The sequence below is a fragment of the Caballeronia sp. LZ003 genome (genome assembly GCF_031451465.1).
Classification (GTDB): Bacteria; Pseudomonadota; Gammaproteobacteria; order Burkholderiales; family Burkholderiaceae; genus Caballeronia.
Map to the genome: position 1 here is coordinate 1,170,075 of NZ_JARUXJ010000001.1, position 15,942 is coordinate 1,186,016.

Consider the following 15,942-nt stretch of genomic DNA (forward strand, 5'->3'; position numbering starts at 1 on the left):
CGTATCGCAGCGCTCGACGAACAGTTCCACCGTGAGAGGATTTCCCATGAAGCTGACAACGCCAAAAATCGCGCCGCTATTGCTGACGGCACTCGTCGGTTGCGCGTCGCAATCGCCAAAACAACCAGCGGTGGCATTGCCCCACTTACAGGCACCACCGCCGGCGGCATGGGCGATGGAGCCAGTCGCTACGCCGAGCTATCACCAGAGATTGGAAGAGATCTTTTTGCAATAGTTGACGATGCTGATGGCAACGCCCGAATGAAGGCAACTTACTTGCAGCACTACGTGCTCATGCTGCAACGGCGAGGTCTGATCACCGGAGTCGAGCCGTCTAGTAACGTGGCCAAAGAATTTGATTAGCGAGGCGGGATACTCGGTATTCCTCCATCAATAATGCGTCGATCCGCCGGGGCGCTGAACGACGGGTCAGGTTCTAGCGAATAACCAACCAATTCAGGTTGTATTGGCGAATGTGGTGTTCGGTCGTTCCGGAGGGACGCTTGCTCGACGACACCGTTCGCGCACAAAATTGAACGTCACGGAAAATGACAACACGGCTTTGGTTTTGAACGACCTACACGACGTTGTTGTCACGTCAGACGAGGCGCAGACATTCGAGATTTCATATGGATCAAACGGCATCAGGCAGCACACGGAATGCAGACAGAAAACTTCCGGCATTCGGCGGGGAGCGGCACGATGCATTTAGCAACGCCTACCACCTGGGTAACGGATACAGAGCGTACAGTCCCGCATTAATGCGCTTCCGATGCCCTGATAGCTTGAGCCCGTTTGGAGCGGGCGGCATTAATCCCTACGCATATTGCGCGGGCGACCCCATTAACAGGCTGGATCCCTCCGGGCATCTCAGTTGGCAGGCCTGGATGGGTATCGGTTTGGGGGTAGTGGGGCTCGGGCTCGCGGCATTCACCGCAGGCACTTCCATCGCCGCTGCAGGCGGTGTCATAGCCGCAATCGAAAGCGCTTCCGCCGTGGGACTGGCGGTTGGAGCGGTGGGCGTGATCGGTGACCTTGCGGCAATTGCGAGCGGCGCTGTTGAGGATAGCGAGCCGAAGGCGTCGGCCGAGTTGGGGTGGCTTTCGTTGGCGTCTGGCGGGGTAGGCGTCACATCTGCCGTTTTAGGCGCTGTCAGGGCAAGCATGGCATCGCGTACTGCGATTGCCATGACGCGCCCTGTCGCCATGGGCGGGGACATCCGCCTATTGACGGTGCCGACGAACACAATGTACATGTTCGCCGATGATTACAAATTCGGCCGGCGCCTCAACATCGTAGCCCATTCTTCCCGGATGGAAAATGGTAGGCTAGCGCTCGCGCTCAACTCGCGAAGGTTCGTGACAGAACCAAGCCATTTGCGCAACGTCATCATGCTTTCTCATGTCGACGTTCCGGCGTACAAAACCATTCGTTTGATCGCATGTTTTACCGCAGACGGCGATATCAACTCCTTTGCTCAAGGCTTTGCGAACGCTATGCGGAAGCCTGTTAAGGCCTATGAAGGTCAGGTTTGGATTCCCCAAAGATTCCAGCCATCGAATTTCTTGACCGCGTTTCGGCAAGGTCGGCCTGGCGTGCCTCCATCGGATGGGCATCGACTAGCATTTTTCAACGCCCGCTCGACACAGTTCGAAATTGTTAAGGAACAACCTGGTGTCAGTTATAGTCCTCACTGGTTCGAGCCGCGTAGCCCCTCGCCACCACTGAATGCACCTGAGATCTGACTCTCCTATTTCGCTGATGAAGAGGAAAGTAGCCTTTCAACGATCAAACAATATTGCCCGGACGACAAAAATTCTTGATCTTCGTCAATAAACCTCGACTAGCGACAGTTGTGTTCCAAATTCGTCCATGCTGAGGTATTCGCTATTTTTCGTAACCGATCTCAGTACTGCGAGCCGCGAACCGAAGCGCATGCCTGGCACGTTCGGGGCAAGCTCATAGAGCACTCCATACCGACCTTTATGGAGAGGCGGCAGGGCGGACGGCCCCGCTTGTCGCATGAAGTCGGATATAGTCCGAATTAGAATCGCATAACGAGCACGTCACTTCGGTTTCCGCTGCGCCTGTATCATTCGTGTAGCATATTCGAAAGGGTCGGCGCGAATGCGCTGCGTACCGCCAAATGGATCGTCGCTGTCAGCAACAAGCCATAACATCGCGCCAAGAAACGCCGCGTAAAAAAGGAAAATCGGCATGTGCTTCCTCGATAGTTGACGATAACGGAAAATCGTGAGCGCAACGGTGGCGACGCTCGACAAGATCAACAGCAACCACAGTGGCCCTGTTACGCCATCGCGAGCGAGAGCGAAGCGATGAGTTCGGTTGACGTTAAGCTCTTTGAGCTCTGCGACAATTGCGTCATTCAAGGTATGATCCTGCGGTTCATCAGTTACGATCACAGCTCGCCAAAGCCTGTCGAGAGTTGCGTCGGCTAAGGGCACTTGGTCGATCGGCTTTTTTCCCGTGCTTGCCAATATTGGCCAATCGTTATCCCGTACTTGTTCGGTGTACGACTGGAGCAGTCCAAGGATCTGGCTGCGTCGCGGCTCCGGGAGTCTTTGCGTCTCGCGCATTAAATTGTGGATCGCTCCCGTCTCGTTTGCTACTGTGTCACGGATTGCATTGTATTTCTCCCAGACGACGACGACCACAAAGGCCAAAAGAAGTGCGCTCAAGGTAGCAATCGCACTGGCGATCGTATCGGCGACCGCACTCTCATCCTCGTCGGCAGCGCGTGCCGCGGAATAACGGCGCGCAGACAATAAAATGCCAAATGTCACTACGAGCATGCCGCCGATAAATGCTGCAAGACTGTTCCAGCCTCCGCCCACCGTCAATCGCTCGCCTATAAGCATTTGAAATTTCCCCAATAGCTGGCGCTATACATTGATACACCCCAGCTTAGCTGGCTACGAACAAGCAACCTCTTGCACATTACGCGCTTCCGCAAATGCAGCCTCACTAGCATAGGAGCTTTGAGTATGGTGGGCAATCAGAACTATGATGTTCAGTTTGTGTCTAATGTGCGATCTCAAATACCTTCTTTCATGCATCGCGAAACAGGCGCGGTTGCTGGTCGCCCGCAGAAATGATGCTGACGTCGAGACCCTTTCTCGCCAGGTGACCGCGAACCTGAAGATGGGTGTCGAACATTGCGGGTGGAAGTTCGGCGGGAAATGAAAAGGCCCGGCGCGCGGCCGGGCTGCGTCGCCAAGCAGATGACTTATGCAGGCTGAAGGTTCATTGAAGCCCAATCTGCCATCTGAACCACGAACACCCTATGAGATAGGCCAGCGCGGAGCTGAGTCGACGCTGCAGCACTTGCCTTATTGCGGACCGTCTTTGTGGTCGCGAGCGCCTCTGTTGTTGAATGGACGTACTCAGCAGGTGGAAGATGTGCCTTGCTGCCGTCCGAGCTGACAATTACAGTGCCGAACCCGGCTGCGCGCATGCGTGCATGGAGGTGTTCGTAATCGGCGGCAATGGTTCTGCCGAGCAGTTCAACCCTGATGCTAAAGTTTTTCATTTTGACGATTCCTCTGGGCGCGCCTTGACATCGCTCCATTGAGCGGCCAATATCACGACCTGTACGTTGCAGAAAGGCCTCGCTGATCTCGGAAAAGATGATGAGGCCGCTTGCAGATTCAACTAAGGCCACTTCCTTGCCGGGACGTGGCCTTTTCGTTTCCGCGGTCAGACTTTAACCCACTGCGTGGGCCATTTCCACAATATCTTGTTCTTGCAAAAAGTTCGATCCAACCTATAGGTGTCCGTGTTCGAATTCTCGGAACCCTCGTCGCTGGATAAGAAATGCCCGGCGCGCGGCCAAGCAAGAATGAATCACGGTTCGGCGGCGGCGTCACCGGACATGAGCAGTCGCAGACCCGGGAAGGAGACATCGCATCGCTCGTGCTGCGCAGCGGCAGTGCGCCTTGGACAGGCGGCCAGCTTGGCGCCGAGTTCGGTCACCGGGAAGTCCTTGCCATATTCGGCGACCAATCTACTGATCGGTATCGCCCCTTTCGATCGCAACGAGAGCAGGCGATGTTGATGTGGCTTGCGCGGGCTGCTATCTGGCCGAGCGAAACACTTCCATTCCTCATGATCAATCCTGCGCCTGCACCTCGACGGGCGCCGGTTCGATCCAGTCGGGCTGCTCGTACTCGTCGTCGTGTTCGTTGACCACGCAGTCACAGTCGCCGCACATCCGCCGGTTCGGCACATCGCCGACCGCCGGCTGGTACTCATCGCTCCGGTCGGAATGACGCGGCTTTCGTTGTCGTCGACGACGACGGTCTATCTCGTCATCAGCTCCAACTTCTCGACCTCGACGAACTCTGCATACGGGTTCATCGCGGCGCGCCGTCGGCGCTATTTGGTTATCCCCGCCGAAAGCCGCTCGTCGAGGGTGGCTTTTCGTTTCTAATGTCCGGCGCATGACCGATCGCACAGCCGCGGCGTCGCCGCAGTCTGACATCTACCGCGGCGATTCCTGAAGTTTCGCCGCTCCGACGTGGGCAAGAAACGCGTTGATTTCCCACTCCTCGTAACCGAGCAATCGGCCTATCTCTCGCTCAACCTCCGGTATGTAGCCTCTACCACGCGTACTGAGGTTGAGCGCCATCAGCCGTTCTGCGTCGGCGTTATGCCCGCGCATGTAGAAGATGGTGCACATTCCCCTCGTGTCGCTAATGACGTCCATGTCAAGATTGGACGGGTTGTCAATAAACTCGTCCGGTATCAAATCCGAGAACATAGCCAGTTTTTTCTTGCCTTCACACATGAGTCGATACTCGATTTCGCTATGCGGGCCAACGCCCTCGGGGATCTGTGCATCGTCCATTAGAGAGTCATTTCCTTATTTCGGATTGATCGGTGTCGGCGGCACGAAGGGTTTCGGCGGACACTGCTTGCTATGGCAATCAGGGCACAACGGGTAGTAGCAACCACCGTGTGGCGCGTTGCATTCTTGGCATCGGTAGGTGGGGACTTTCGTTCCACCTACTTGAGGTTCTTGTTCACTGACTCTTTGGAACCGGCCTTCAGTTTTAACAGAAACATCGGATACGCTTGCCAACGCTACAACCGATACACACAAAACCGCGCTGGCAACGCTAGCCAGCAGCACCCCAACCTTTCGTTTCATACTCATCTCCGCAGTGATTGGCCGAGGATGAACCTCACCATGAGGAATGATCCCGGCCGGACTCGTGCAAAGTGAACGAGCAAACGGAGTGTATTCGGCTATGACATTCCTATGAAGGTAAACTTTTCAACGGCAAGAAAGGTGCCGTTAGGAATTTTTGATGCTAACGAATGGTGAATTTTAAGGCGCAGTTAAGGATGATCCGGCTGTCTCGGTCAGACCCATATTGTTCCATGACGATGCCGCATTGGCTGGGGGTAGGGATGTGGGTAGAACCCCCGGATCGCCCGCAAAGCATTGTCGCACGGTGCTCGCGTGCTGACCCTCTCTCCGCCAGAATTTCAAGCCCTTGATTGTTCAAGGGCTTTTTTCTTTTCCAGCCGTAATTTTCGCCTTGCTCTTAGGCGATTCTCATCACGACAACGTCCGCGTTCCAGACGTTTCCCCAAGCGATGCACTTCACGCAACGCAAGCGATCGCCATTTCTCACGCGCGATCCAACCGAATACTCATCCGCGGGAAAAGCCGCACTCCTAAGCGTACGTCCTTGAAAAATTTAGTCAAATTCGCATCACTCGATGCTGGAAAGACTAACCATCGACGGTACTCCGCGCTAAGGTTCACGCGCTGCAACTCCCTATCAACTCAAGGAATTGAAACATGAGCATCTTCGGTGACATCGTCAACAAGATTTTCCACAAGGCAAAGCCCGCCGAGCAAGCGCCCGCAGTCGAAGCGCAACCGGTCCCGGCTGATGTCGCACAAGCCGACGCGGCGCCGGCTCCTGCCGCACTGTCCGACATCGACGTGGCCGCCGTCATGGACAGCTTGGCGCGCGAAAGCGGCCAGACGCTCAACTGGCGCGTATCGATCGTCGATCTGATGAAGCTTCTGCAAGTAGACAGCAGCCTCGACCATCGCAAGCAGTTGGCCGCCGAGCTGAAGTACAGCGGCGACACCAACGACTCGGCGACGATGAACATCTGGTTGCACAAGCAACTGATGCAGGCATTGGCTGCCAATGGCGGCAAGCTGCCGTCGGATATGCTTGCTTAAACGCAAGCAAAAGACAGTCAGCAGAACAAGCCCGCTATCGGAGTCATTTCCGATAGCGGGCTTTCTTTTAGGACAGACACGGGGAAAAGGAGGCGCCGTAAGAACGATGGCTACGACGGCAAGGCCAGGCCTCTAATAATGCTCGATTGAATCGCGCACATGGCAGGGCGGGGCCAACCGTGTATCCATCTCTTACGACATCCAAAAGAATAGTCGATCCTGCTCCGGTGTCGATATCGGATTAATCGTGTTTCTGCAAACGTTTCATCGTCAAATTGCCGAAGAAACGTACGCTCCGTGCTTACCGTTGCCGCGGCGCAGTCGCGAAAGCCTCGATCGGATCGCGCGACGCGGCCGCTTTTTCCTCGCGTTTCCTGGCTGATGAGTCCGGTCGCGCGAACGCGGCGATGGGATCGGACTGGTTTGCGGTATCGACGTGCTGTGACGTATCCGCCACTTTTCGTTTTGGTGACACCGTCTTCGCCGCATGTTGCGGCGTGCTTTGTCGCGCGCCCGCCGTATTGCTAACCCATTCTTCGCTGTAGGTCGCGAAGGCCGACGATGCACAGGTCAACGCCAGGAATCCGAATGAAACAATAAGAGCGCTAAGTGTTCGCATGATTTCGTGATTGTTTTCCAATTGGCGGATGCACCATGACGCTGCCTGGTACGTGGACATGGGCGCGTAACGGTTGAAATCGTTGCAGTCAGAAGCCCCGCGCGTGCGGGGCTGTGAGTCGCTCGACTCGATACCGCGTGCTTTTGCTCGCGGTCAAGTCGTTTAGTGAGCGATCATTGCTTGCGCAGCCTGCTCTGCGTCGAAATGCAATGCGGCGTTTGCCGCCTGTTCCTGCGCCATGAATTCACGCGCCGTCTGAACGCCCTTTTCAAAGGACGCGCGAGCCGTGTGCTCTTCGAGCGCGGCGATCAACGGCATCTGTTCTTCTGCGACGGAGTGGAGCAGGCTCAGGATGTCGCGACGCATGGTTTCCGGATACGAGCAAAAGTGTTCGAAGCCGCCCGGCGCTGCAACGATGTTGACGAGCGATGACAGCAGGCGCGCACGATTGGCGCAATGCTCGCCGATAGCCATGGAGTGGGAAGTGGTGACGCGGCCGTTGGAGTCGACGGAAACTTGCAGGTCCTTCATTATTGTGAGCCTCTTTATGGTCTGTAGGAGATATGCATTTAAGCGACTCACGCTGCAAAAAACCTTCGGACAATTCTTAATCGTTGTGATGGAGACGATAATTAACGTTTCGTAGGTCCGATGGCGACCACGTCAGACCGTTCGCGAGTGTCGCGCCCAAGCCGCCAACAGTTATGGACGCTTTGTCCGGAAACGCGCGTGTCAGCGCGCCGCACGAATACGCGGCGCGCGGCGCTGCTTTGCGCACGACTACTGCTTCATCGTCCCAGTAGAATTCGCGCCCTTTGCGGGCGCTTGCGTCGCGTCGGGCGCCATGCCCTTCTCGCGCTGTTGCATGAGCGTGCCGCTCCCCGCTGTGCCCGACGGCACGCCGCCCTGAGCCGAGTCGTTCATGTTCTTGCCCGGCGAGACGCCAGGTTGCACCTGCTGCATTTGGGAAGGACGCTGATTCAACTGATCGCGCGACAGCTCCTGCGCCAGCGTGGCGGTGCTGACTAAGGCGATGAGAGCGCCGGCAACCAATGCGGTGGATTTCATGTTTGTCTCCTTGAAGTCCGGCGCGAGAGGTGCGCCGTGTGCCGACTTCGTAAGCATCGCGCGTGCCGCGTCGAAACGGCGGCTTTCTTGTCTTAAATCATTCGCAAAGACTAGGATTTATGGACGGGCAAAAGCCGCTGTTGGTTCGTTACAATTCGTGGTCCAGAAGATCTGGAACGGATCGAAATCCGTTTCAATCAACAGAATGTTACGGAGTTTTCCATGTCGATTTCCCTGAACGAATTAATGGCATGGAGCGCACGCATGCCCGATCCATCGAGCGAAGAAGCGCGAATGCTTCAGACCATGATTGCGCGCCGCGATAGCGAATTGCGCTTGCGCATTGCCGATCTCATCTCGAAAATAAGTGAGCGTGAGAATTGGCGCTTGCATGTGTGCGCCGCGACTGCGCGACGTGTCGAGCAAACGCCTGCCGATGGTCTGGAAGCGGTTTATCAGTTTTTCGTCGGCCGAAATGAAGGCACCATCCGTGCCGATATACCAGCGCCCGAGCCGCTTCCGGAACCGCCGGTGAATACGCCGGTTGCCGTCGAAAACGTCAGTCGTCTGTCCGCGTCCACGCACGCTGCACCACCTTCGCTGGTACATGGCGTTGCGCCTATCGAACATTTGTATCGCCACATGTCCACGCTTGAAGCCAGCGTCGCCAAGACGCCCGGCATTACATGTGGCGTACAGGGCATTCGAATCATGCGCATGGTTGCTTTAATGTCCAAGGCACGGTCCGCGCAATTAGCTAAGTTGCGCATGAGTGGAACTCAGGCAATCTACCGCCATATGTGATTAGCGTAGCCGGAAGAGTCACGGCGTTTCACGGAATTGCATTCACGGAAACGTCGCGAGTCAATCCTACGAGATACATGAGAAGCCTCGGCCTTTTCAAGGCGTCGATTGAATCTACCGACGCCTCGGCTATACTAAGTTTTCCGCAGTTCAATCGTATTGAAGATTAAAGCGTCACTGAGCGATACATATTAGTGGCGTTTCAATCTTCAAGCTCGCAATTCATCGCGAAGCAATTTCAAGTCGCGAACTTCGAATACGGATCGCGTGACATCTGGCGATCGGAGCGAGGGGCAGCCGGGGAGTCAATGTGAAGAGTCTGCTCAGCAGAAGAGGCACCTTACTCGATAATGCGCCATCGTTTCTCTTACGGCCAAAAGCGCCTGATTCCTTTCGAATGCACGCCCCTCAGCCGCATGACGATGACGATGACACTGGTGCCGAGCCGCCTACCGTCGCCAATACATCCGCCGCGCAAGCAACGCGCGTCACGCCTCTTCGGCCGATAGGCGCATCGGCGCAGCAAGTCAATTCGCAAGCGTTGCAGGCTGCTCAAATAGCAGAAGTCGAATGGCTGATTCAGCAATCATCGTTATCGACGTTTCGCGCTTTTCAAAGTTTTGCGTTTTCGACCACTCTCCTGTTCTACCCGCGTGACCTGACGTACTATTCGGTGCTTTTCCACGACGACGCTGTGTGGCGAGTCCTGAAAGCAGAAGATGCCGATGCCGCTGAAGCCGCGTTCCGTCACTTCGTCGAGCAAGCCATGCGACTCGCCGAAGCCGAAATGCGGCGCGCCACCTGGAAGCACAGAACGAACAGTACACACGGTTGATTGCAGAATCCGAAGCGCAAGTCGAGCGTGTGCGGGTCGATCTACAGCGTGGCAATAGTCAGGATCAGCAAGTCGCAGCCAGGCAGCAGGAAATACGTCGCGAGCTTGCTCAACTAGAAGGCCGGCGAGTCTCGGCACAGGTGCAGCTCAGCAAGCTTCAACGTCAGCTTCATCAACTCGAAACGACCTGCAACGAAGTTGTCCCGCACCTTCCGTCGCGTCGTTGAGTTGTTCCATAGTGGGGCAAAAAAAGAGTGCTGGCGGCAATAAGCTAAAATGGCGGTTTTGGCGGCTAGCTAATTTTTTCGGCATACTCGCCGCCGTATCGCGAAATGTAGGTGCTCAGCCCGCGTCCAGTGCTAGCTAGCCGTTTCATTTTCTCGACTGTCGTACGCCCCGGCGTGCAATAGTCGTATAAATAGGTCCCGCCGTTGACGAAGCGTATTTTTATGCCGTCGTGCAGGATTTCGAAAGCCGCAATGCCCGATTTGCCCGAAAGATTTGCATAAGGCTGCATGAGTAGTTTCCCGCATGCTGGATCTGGCGCGGCCGTGTGGCCGTGTAATGCGAGTCCGACAGCGCGCGTGATCCTAAAGTATTGCCGGCGTCAGCCGTTATCGATTTCATGCAACCGCCGCGGCCGGGGCCGACAGAGTGTCATGGATAAAGATCAGATACCGTTTCTGGATTCGAGCGATCCACACTTCGAACACGCTCGTGCGTTGAGCCTGTCGGTCGGAGCCATCCGGCGTGCACAAGGCAAATGCAATCCCAACGACTTCCCCGTGGGCTCGCTCGAATGGCATTTCGCCATCGAAGACTTCGCCGGCGACGTCCTGAAGGCGCTGATGGGCGAGACCGAAGGCGTCGACGTTCAAGTCGGCGAGCGCCGCCGCGACTAGGCGGCTCGCCGAAATCCGTCCGCCCGTCAGAGCTTGACGCCGCCCGCCTCGGGCGCGTCGACGCCGGATGGCGGGATCGCGCCCGTCGGACTCACATCGTCCGGCCGCGTCTCATTGGTCCAATAAGGCTCTCGTCCGTAGTGCTGATGCACCGTGGTCGCCCAGACGCGGTCGGCCATGGAAGGCCACGCATCCTTGTCGAAACCGGGCGAGCTGCGCACTTCCTCGGCAGTCGCGGTTAGCCGAAAGCAGCGATTGTCGGTATCCAGCGTCAGCGCGCTCCAGGGAATGGCCAGCAGCTTGTTGCCGATGCCAAGAAAGCCCCCGCTCGACAGCACCGCATACGCAATACGTCCGCTGCTCACATCCAGCATGATTTCCTTCAGCGAGCCGACGTCGTGACCGTCGCTCGACAACACCGAATTTCCATCGAGCGTACTTGCGGCCATCACGTCCGGGCCAGGTCCGGCGGCGGTCGCGGCGCCTTTGCCTATGATCGTCGCGCCGCCCGAGGCGGGTTCCATCGGTTGGTTCATGATTCGCTCCTTACGCGTGAAAAACGTTGCGCGGTGTCGGTTTTCAAAGGTGCATGAGCCGCTCTTTTTCTTCATTCGAGCAGCAACGTTCGTTCCCATCGATGCCTGTTCGAATGCGCGCTAATGGCGTCTGCTAAGCTCGGGCTTCTTTTCCCCGATGCCTCCTTAGTCCATGATCGATGTCGAGGAACTGCTTGCGGTTGCCTATAAGAAGGAACGTGAACGGAGCCGCCGGCTGTCCAAAGGCGCTTCGTTGTCCGAGCACGAAGCGCTCATCAGGACGATGACGAAAGTCGCCGGTTCGCAAAGCCTCGCCGATTTGATCGCGACGCGACGTGCAGCGCAGCGGAAGTTCGCCGATGCCGTACGAACGCGCGAGGCCGAGCGTGCGAGCCGCGCGAACCGGAAACCCGTGGTCACCGATGCGCCCGCCTGGCGCGGCTGGTTCGACGGCTCCGCGCTGCCGAATCCGGGGCGCGTCGGCATTGGCGCGGTATTGCAGAGCCCGCAAGGCGAGGTCGTCGAAATCAGCGCGGAAGCGGGACGCGGCGACAGCAGCGTTGCCGAATATCGCGCGCTCATCGCGCTATTGGAAGCCGCCTTGCGCGAAGGCGCGACGGAGATCGCGATTCACGGCGACAGCCGCGTCGTGATCGACGATATGCACGCCAGCGAAGGCGCGGGCATTCGTTCCCTGACTCATTTTGCGCGCGAGGCGCGGGCGCTCATCGCCCGGATCGGCGCGGTCCGCCTCACGTGGATTCCGCGCGAACGGAATGCGAGCGCGGACGTGCTGTCGCGTCGGGCGCTCGACGGAGCGTCGATTCAAATTGACACGCACGACGCTCAGCCGAGCTCGCGCACGTCCGCTATGGCCGCGCTGCCGAACGCATCGCTCAACAAGTAGGCGATCAGCTTCTCGGACGATTGCCGCGGCGTCGCGAGCTGACCGTCGCGCTTGAGGGCATCGAAACGTTCTCGCAGCGGAAAGCGTTCGAGTCCGGTCGAGCGGATTTCGGCCTGCATGTCCGTATCGACGACACCCGGCGCGACGCTGCAAATGCGCAGCGTGCGATCCCCGGCTTGCTCCGAATCCAGTGCGACCGCGCGCGCGTGATGATCGAGCGCGGCCTTGGTCGCGCAGTACACGCTCCAACCGGGATAGGCGTTGCGCGCCGCGCCGCTCGAAATATGCGCAATGCGTTTGTCCGCGACGTGCGCAGCCTGTGCGGCGAAGGCTGCGGCGAACATCAGCGGAGCGGCAACGTTGACGCTGACCGCGCGCGCGATGGTCGCGGCGTTCTGATCCGCGAGCGCGCCGATCGGTGCCAGCATGCCCGCATTGTTGACGAGGAGCGCTTGGTCCGCGTCGCCGATGAACGTGCGCAATGCGTCGCCTTCCAGCCAGCGGCCGAGGGCATCCAAGTCGGTCAAATCCAGTTCCACCTCTTCTAGCTTGCCGGAATAGCGCGCGGCGAGCGCGGCGTTTGTGTTGCGCGAGAGGGCGAGAAGTCGAATGTCTCGCGCGAGCAGCGTTTCGGCGAGCGCCGCGCCAAGGCCGCGCGTGTGGCCCGTCACGATTGCGATGGTGTTTTTCGACATGGGGCGTATTCCGGTTGTCCGTGAGCGCCTCGATTCTAGCGGCAAGCTACACGGGTCGCTGACTATGCTGAAGAGGGCGAAATCCGCAACCTCAATAAAGCAGAAAAAAACGCGTTCGTTGGTTCAAGGTCACAGAGGGCTTTGCTGACGCTTTTCGACCTGACAACCTCGATTGCAGAATCGACAATCGCTCTCAGAACCAAAACGAACTATCGGAGCTCTTTATGCCAATCCGTCCGCGAAACTGCCGCGATACTTCTTCGGCCGTCGATGCTGGCCTCACGCCATCGAGCGCGCTGTTCGGCGTCCAGGCGGCGGTGGCAACCATCATCGCAGTCGTCGGGACGCCGTCGGCGGCCTGGGCGCAAAGTTCGGTGCAGCTCTATGGCGAAATCGACACCGGCGTCGCTTATGTCAGCAACGTGGGCGGGAAGTCGCAGTATCGGCTGACGAGCGGCACGATCGATGGCAGCTATTGGGGGCTGCAAGGCTCGGAGGACCTCGGCGGCGGCGCGCGCGCCATCTTCCGGCTGGAGCGCGGGTTCTCGTCGGTATCGGGAGAGGGCTTGAACGATCATCCGATGTACGTCGGACTCGGCACCGACACGCTCGGCACGGTGACGTTCGGGCATCAATACGATTCCATCCACGATTACCTCGCGCCATTCACGTTGACAGGTGGCACTGGCGGCACCGCGTTCGCCCATTTGCTCGATAACGACAACGCCAACAATTCGTACCTTGCCGCGAATTCCGTGAAGTACACGAGCGCTTCCTACGGCGGCCTGAGCTTCGGCGGGTTGTACGCGTTCTCTAATGCCGCCGGCCAGTTTGCGGAGAACCACGCGTACAGCATCGGCGCGAACTATTCGCTCGGGTCGTTCAGCGCGGGCGCTGCCTATCTGCATAACAACGGACGCGGCGACACCACGAGCGGCGCGTACGACGCATTGGCGCTTCCCGGCGCGGCCAGCACGGTCTACTCGGCGAACGTTCAGCAGCAGAATACTTTCGGCGTGGGCGCAAACTATGAACTCGGTGCGGTCACGCTGGGCGGCGCCTTTTCACGCACCGTCAATTCTGGCGTAACCGATGCCGACACCGGCAACGTCATGCCATCGCTCGGGCTGAACAACTACGAGATCAACGGCATTTACAAGCTCACGCAGTCCATTGCGATAGCGGGCATGTATGTTTATACCAGCGGCGGCGGTGCGCACTGGCATGAGGGCGCGCTGCAGGTGGATTATCTGCTGTCGAAACGCACCGATGTTTATCTCGAATCGATTTATCAGAGAGCATCGTCGCAGGCGCCAGCGGTGGTTTATGGCAATGATCCGTCGAGCGGCCGAAATCAGTTGATGTTCACGACTGGAATTCGGCATCGTTTTTAAATGTGGTGCTGCACATTTTCACGTAATTCGAACGATTATTACGCTCGTAATTGCAATGCTCTTTTGGCATCGCAAAGTCTGTTTCCCCAAAGATTCGTGGCGATATGCGCAATTAAAATTGCAGCGGTTGTCGTGCAGCGCGAGATTGGCAAGAGAATCTCGTTGGTCTGCCTTGCAATACCGGTGCGTCGGAGTTTTGTCGGCATCCGCTGCGGCGACTCGCGCAATAGCCTGTTTCTCAATTTCCCCCATGATCCACATCGCGGATTTGCGATAATCACCCATTTTCCCGCTCGAACTCGCCTTACAGTTATTTGACTTTTTCCTGATCACCCTTTGAAGCGACGTTTCTCGCGCCGCTGATTCGCCCATCGTTGTTCAAGGATTTATCGATGATTACTCGCCCGCCCGGCACGTCTGAGACGCGCTCGTTCACCACGGTTTTTTTGATCGAGATGTGGGAGCGTTTTGGTTATTACGGCATGGCTGCGTTGCTCGTACTGTTCATGATTGACAAGATCGGTTTCGCCGACGAGCACGCCAATCTCACATGGGGCGCATTTACCGCGCTGGTTTTCTCCGCGCCGTCCATAGGCGGCTGGATTGGCGATAAAGTGCTCGGCGCGCGGCGCACGATGACGCTTGGCGCAATCGTGCTTGCGCTCGGTTATTTCATGCTGGCGCTACCATACGACGCGCTCGGGTTCATGTATGCGTCGCTTGGCGTGATCGTCGTCGGTAATGGGCTTTTCAAGTCGAATGCGGCGAATCTCGTGCGACGTATTTACGAAGGCGATATCGCGCGTATCGACAGTGCGTTCACCATTTACTACATGGCGGTGAATATCGGCTCGACCTTTTCGATGCTCGCCACGCCGTGGATCAAAGATCACTGGGGCTGGCACGCGGCCTTTGCGGTGTGCTGCGGCGGCATGCTGCTCGGACTTCTGAATTTTGCGCTGATGCGACGCACGCTCGCGCATATCGGCTCGGCGCCCGACGAAGCGCCTTTGAACTGGAGGCGTTTGTTCGCGGTCATCGGCGGCGGCGTGTTGTTGGCGCTGGCAACAGTGTTCATCCTGCAGCACAAGGCCGTGGCCGTGACGTGCGTGTATGGCGCGGGCGTCGCGATTCTCGCGATCTTCGGCTACATGCTGAGCGTGTGCGATCGTAGCGAGCGCGCGGGACTCGTCGCCGCGCTGATCCTCGTGTTTCAGGTCATCCTGTTCTTCGTGTTCTATCAGCAGATGTCGACGTCGCTCACGCTGTTCGCCCTGCGCAATGTCGATCCTTCGTTCTCCATTGCAGGCCAGCATCTCTTCAGTTGGAGCGCGGCGCAGTTTCAGGCGCTCAATCCGATCTGGATCATGCTGCTGAGTCCAATGCTCGCGCTGGCTTATACACGCCTCGGGCGTAGCGGCCGCGACATTTCCGTTGCGGCGAAGTACGCCCTTGGCTTTGTCGTCGTGGCGATCGGCTTTTTCGTCTTCGGATTGAGCGGGCGCTACGCGGTGGAAGGGCGCGTGTCGTCGTGGTTCATGGTGGCGGGGTACGGACTCTACTCGCTCGGCGAGTTGCTGGTGTCGGGCCTTGGTCTCGCGATGATCGCGCGTTACGTGCCGGCGCGCATGAGCGGCTTCATGATGGGCGCGTATTTCGTGGCGACGGGCGTGTCGCAGTATCTTGGCAGCGTGGTTGCCAATTTGGCACGCGTGCCGAGCGGCAGTCTCGATGCGGTGCAGTCGTTGCCGCTTTATACGCATCTGTTCTTCGGACTGGGATGGCTTGCGACGGCCGGCGCGGCCATCGCATTCATCTTGCTGCCATTGCTCAATAAACTTTCGCGGGAGCACCATCGAGCGTTGCAGTCTGGCGAAGAAACGCACGCCAGCGAAACACTTCTGCGTGTTTCATCGACTTGATGAAAACTCCGTTTGACGTAGCGAGCAAATTGCG

Annotated in this window: 18 protein-coding genes and 1 pseudogene; 9 read left to right on the top strand and 10 right to left on the bottom strand. The window is 57.7% G+C overall.

Annotation, left to right across the window (positions count from 1 at the left end; translation table 11 throughout):
- Both QCE79_RS05380 and QCE79_RS05385 read left to right on the top strand, forming a co-directional pair.
- Positions 1 to 363: lysis system i-spanin subunit Rz (locus tag QCE79_RS05380; protein ID WP_309842469.1), on the top strand; the 363-nt coding region annotated here is incomplete at its 5' end.
- Between the two features lie 266 nt (positions 364 to 629).
- Entirely contained in the window at positions 630 to 1,745 is a 1,116-nt protein-coding gene (locus QCE79_RS05385; protein WP_309842471.1) for an RHS repeat-associated core domain-containing protein, read from the top strand.
- A gap of 321 nt (positions 1,746 to 2,066) precedes the next feature.
- Here QCE79_RS05385 and QCE79_RS05390 read toward each other — a convergent pair whose 3' ends face one another.
- From QCE79_RS05390 to QCE79_RS05405, 4 genes are all read right to left on the bottom strand, one after another.
- A complete protein-coding gene (locus tag QCE79_RS05390) occupies positions 2,067 to 2,879 on the bottom strand; it encodes a hypothetical protein (protein WP_309842474.1) in 813 nt (270 codons plus the stop codon).
- 368 nt (positions 2,880 to 3,247) lie between these two features.
- Positions 3,248 to 3,682 carry a hypothetical protein gene (locus QCE79_RS05395; RefSeq protein WP_309842477.1) on the bottom strand — a complete coding sequence of 145 codons (435 nt, stop codon included), beginning with the start codon at positions 3,680 to 3,682 and terminating at the stop codon, positions 3,248 to 3,250.
- Between the two features lie 182 nt (positions 3,683 to 3,864).
- On the bottom strand, positions 3,865 to 4,023 hold the full coding sequence (locus tag QCE79_RS05400) for a hypothetical protein (RefSeq protein WP_309842479.1): 159 nt from the start codon (positions 4,021 to 4,023) through the stop codon (positions 3,865 to 3,867).
- 478 nt (positions 4,024 to 4,501) lie between these two features.
- Positions 4,502 to 4,867: a hypothetical protein gene (locus QCE79_RS05405; RefSeq protein ID WP_309842481.1), complete on the bottom strand. Its 366-nt coding sequence runs from the start codon at positions 4,865 to 4,867 to the stop codon at positions 4,502 to 4,504.
- Between the two features lie 963 nt (positions 4,868 to 5,830).
- On the opposite strand from QCE79_RS05405, the gene QCE79_RS05410 reads away from it, so the two are divergent.
- Entirely contained in the window at positions 5,831 to 6,226 is a 396-nt protein-coding gene (locus tag QCE79_RS05410) for a DUF3597 domain-containing protein (protein ID WP_244827639.1), read from the top strand.
- A gap of 301 nt (positions 6,227 to 6,527) precedes the next feature.
- On the opposite strand, the gene QCE79_RS05415 is transcribed toward QCE79_RS05410, so the two are convergent.
- From QCE79_RS05415 to QCE79_RS05425, 3 genes are all read right to left on the bottom strand, one after another.
- Entirely contained in the window at positions 6,528 to 6,866 is a 339-nt protein-coding gene (locus QCE79_RS05415) for a hypothetical protein (protein WP_309842485.1), read from the bottom strand.
- 141 nt (positions 6,867 to 7,007) lie between these two features.
- On the bottom strand, positions 7,008 to 7,376 hold the full coding sequence (locus tag QCE79_RS05420) for a hypothetical protein (protein WP_250508867.1): 369 nt from the start codon (positions 7,374 to 7,376) through the stop codon (positions 7,008 to 7,010).
- A gap of 249 nt (positions 7,377 to 7,625) precedes the next feature.
- Positions 7,626 to 7,913, bottom strand: a complete 288-nt coding sequence (locus tag QCE79_RS05425) for a hypothetical protein (RefSeq protein WP_309842489.1) — start codon at positions 7,911 to 7,913, stop codon at positions 7,626 to 7,628.
- A 336-nt stretch (positions 7,914 to 8,249) separates the two neighbouring features.
- On the opposite strand from QCE79_RS05425, the gene QCE79_RS05430 reads away from it, so the two are divergent.
- Positions 8,250 to 8,717, top strand: coding sequence for a hypothetical protein (locus QCE79_RS05430; RefSeq protein WP_250464372.1), 468 nt, complete (start codon positions 8,250 to 8,252; stop codon positions 8,715 to 8,717).
- Positions 8,718 to 9,114: 397 nt separating this feature from the next.
- Positions 9,115 to 9,779: pseudogene (locus tag QCE79_RS05435) on the top strand (DUF2968 domain-containing protein).
- 65 nt (positions 9,780 to 9,844) lie between these two features.
- On the opposite strand, the gene QCE79_RS05440 reads toward QCE79_RS05435, so the two are convergent.
- Positions 9,845 to 10,069 (bottom strand): hypothetical protein, encoded by a 225-nt coding sequence (locus QCE79_RS05440; protein ID WP_244827645.1) that lies wholly within the window; start codon positions 10,067 to 10,069, stop codon positions 9,845 to 9,847.
- A gap of 142 nt (positions 10,070 to 10,211) precedes the next feature.
- Here QCE79_RS05440 and QCE79_RS05445 point away from each other — a divergent pair, with 142 nt between their 5' ends.
- Complete coding sequence (locus QCE79_RS05445) at positions 10,212 to 10,454, top strand: hypothetical protein (RefSeq protein WP_250464374.1); 243 nt, start codon at positions 10,212 to 10,214, stop codon at positions 10,452 to 10,454.
- Between the two features lie 26 nt (positions 10,455 to 10,480).
- On the opposite strand, the gene QCE79_RS05450 is transcribed toward QCE79_RS05445, so the two are convergent.
- A complete protein-coding gene (locus QCE79_RS05450) occupies positions 10,481 to 10,990 on the bottom strand; it encodes a PRC-barrel domain-containing protein (RefSeq protein ID WP_244827647.1) in 510 nt (169 codons plus the stop codon).
- 172 nt (positions 10,991 to 11,162) lie between these two features.
- Between QCE79_RS05450 and QCE79_RS05455 the strand changes: the two genes are divergently transcribed.
- Positions 11,163 to 11,897 carry a ribonuclease HI family protein gene (locus tag QCE79_RS05455; RefSeq protein ID WP_309842496.1) on the top strand — a complete coding sequence of 245 codons (735 nt, stop codon included), beginning with the start codon at positions 11,163 to 11,165 and terminating at the stop codon, positions 11,895 to 11,897.
- On the opposite strand, the gene QCE79_RS05460 is transcribed toward QCE79_RS05455, so the two are convergent.
- A complete protein-coding gene (locus QCE79_RS05460; RefSeq protein WP_250525691.1) occupies positions 11,837 to 12,592 on the bottom strand; it encodes an SDR family oxidoreductase in 756 nt (251 codons plus the stop codon). The two genes, QCE79_RS05455 and QCE79_RS05460, sit on opposite strands and share 61 nt — an antisense overlap.
- Positions 12,593 to 12,816: 224 nt before the next feature.
- Here QCE79_RS05460 and QCE79_RS05465 point away from each other — a divergent pair, with 224 nt between their 5' ends.
- Both QCE79_RS05465 and QCE79_RS05470 read left to right on the top strand, forming a co-directional pair.
- Complete coding sequence (locus QCE79_RS05465) at positions 12,817 to 13,986, top strand: porin (protein WP_309842499.1); 1,170 nt, start codon at positions 12,817 to 12,819, stop codon at positions 13,984 to 13,986.
- 392 nt (positions 13,987 to 14,378) lie between these two features.
- Complete coding sequence (locus tag QCE79_RS05470; RefSeq protein ID WP_309842501.1) at positions 14,379 to 15,908, top strand: oligopeptide:H+ symporter; 1,530 nt, start codon at positions 14,379 to 14,381, stop codon at positions 15,906 to 15,908.
- Positions 15,909 to 15,942: the final 34 nt, after the last annotated feature.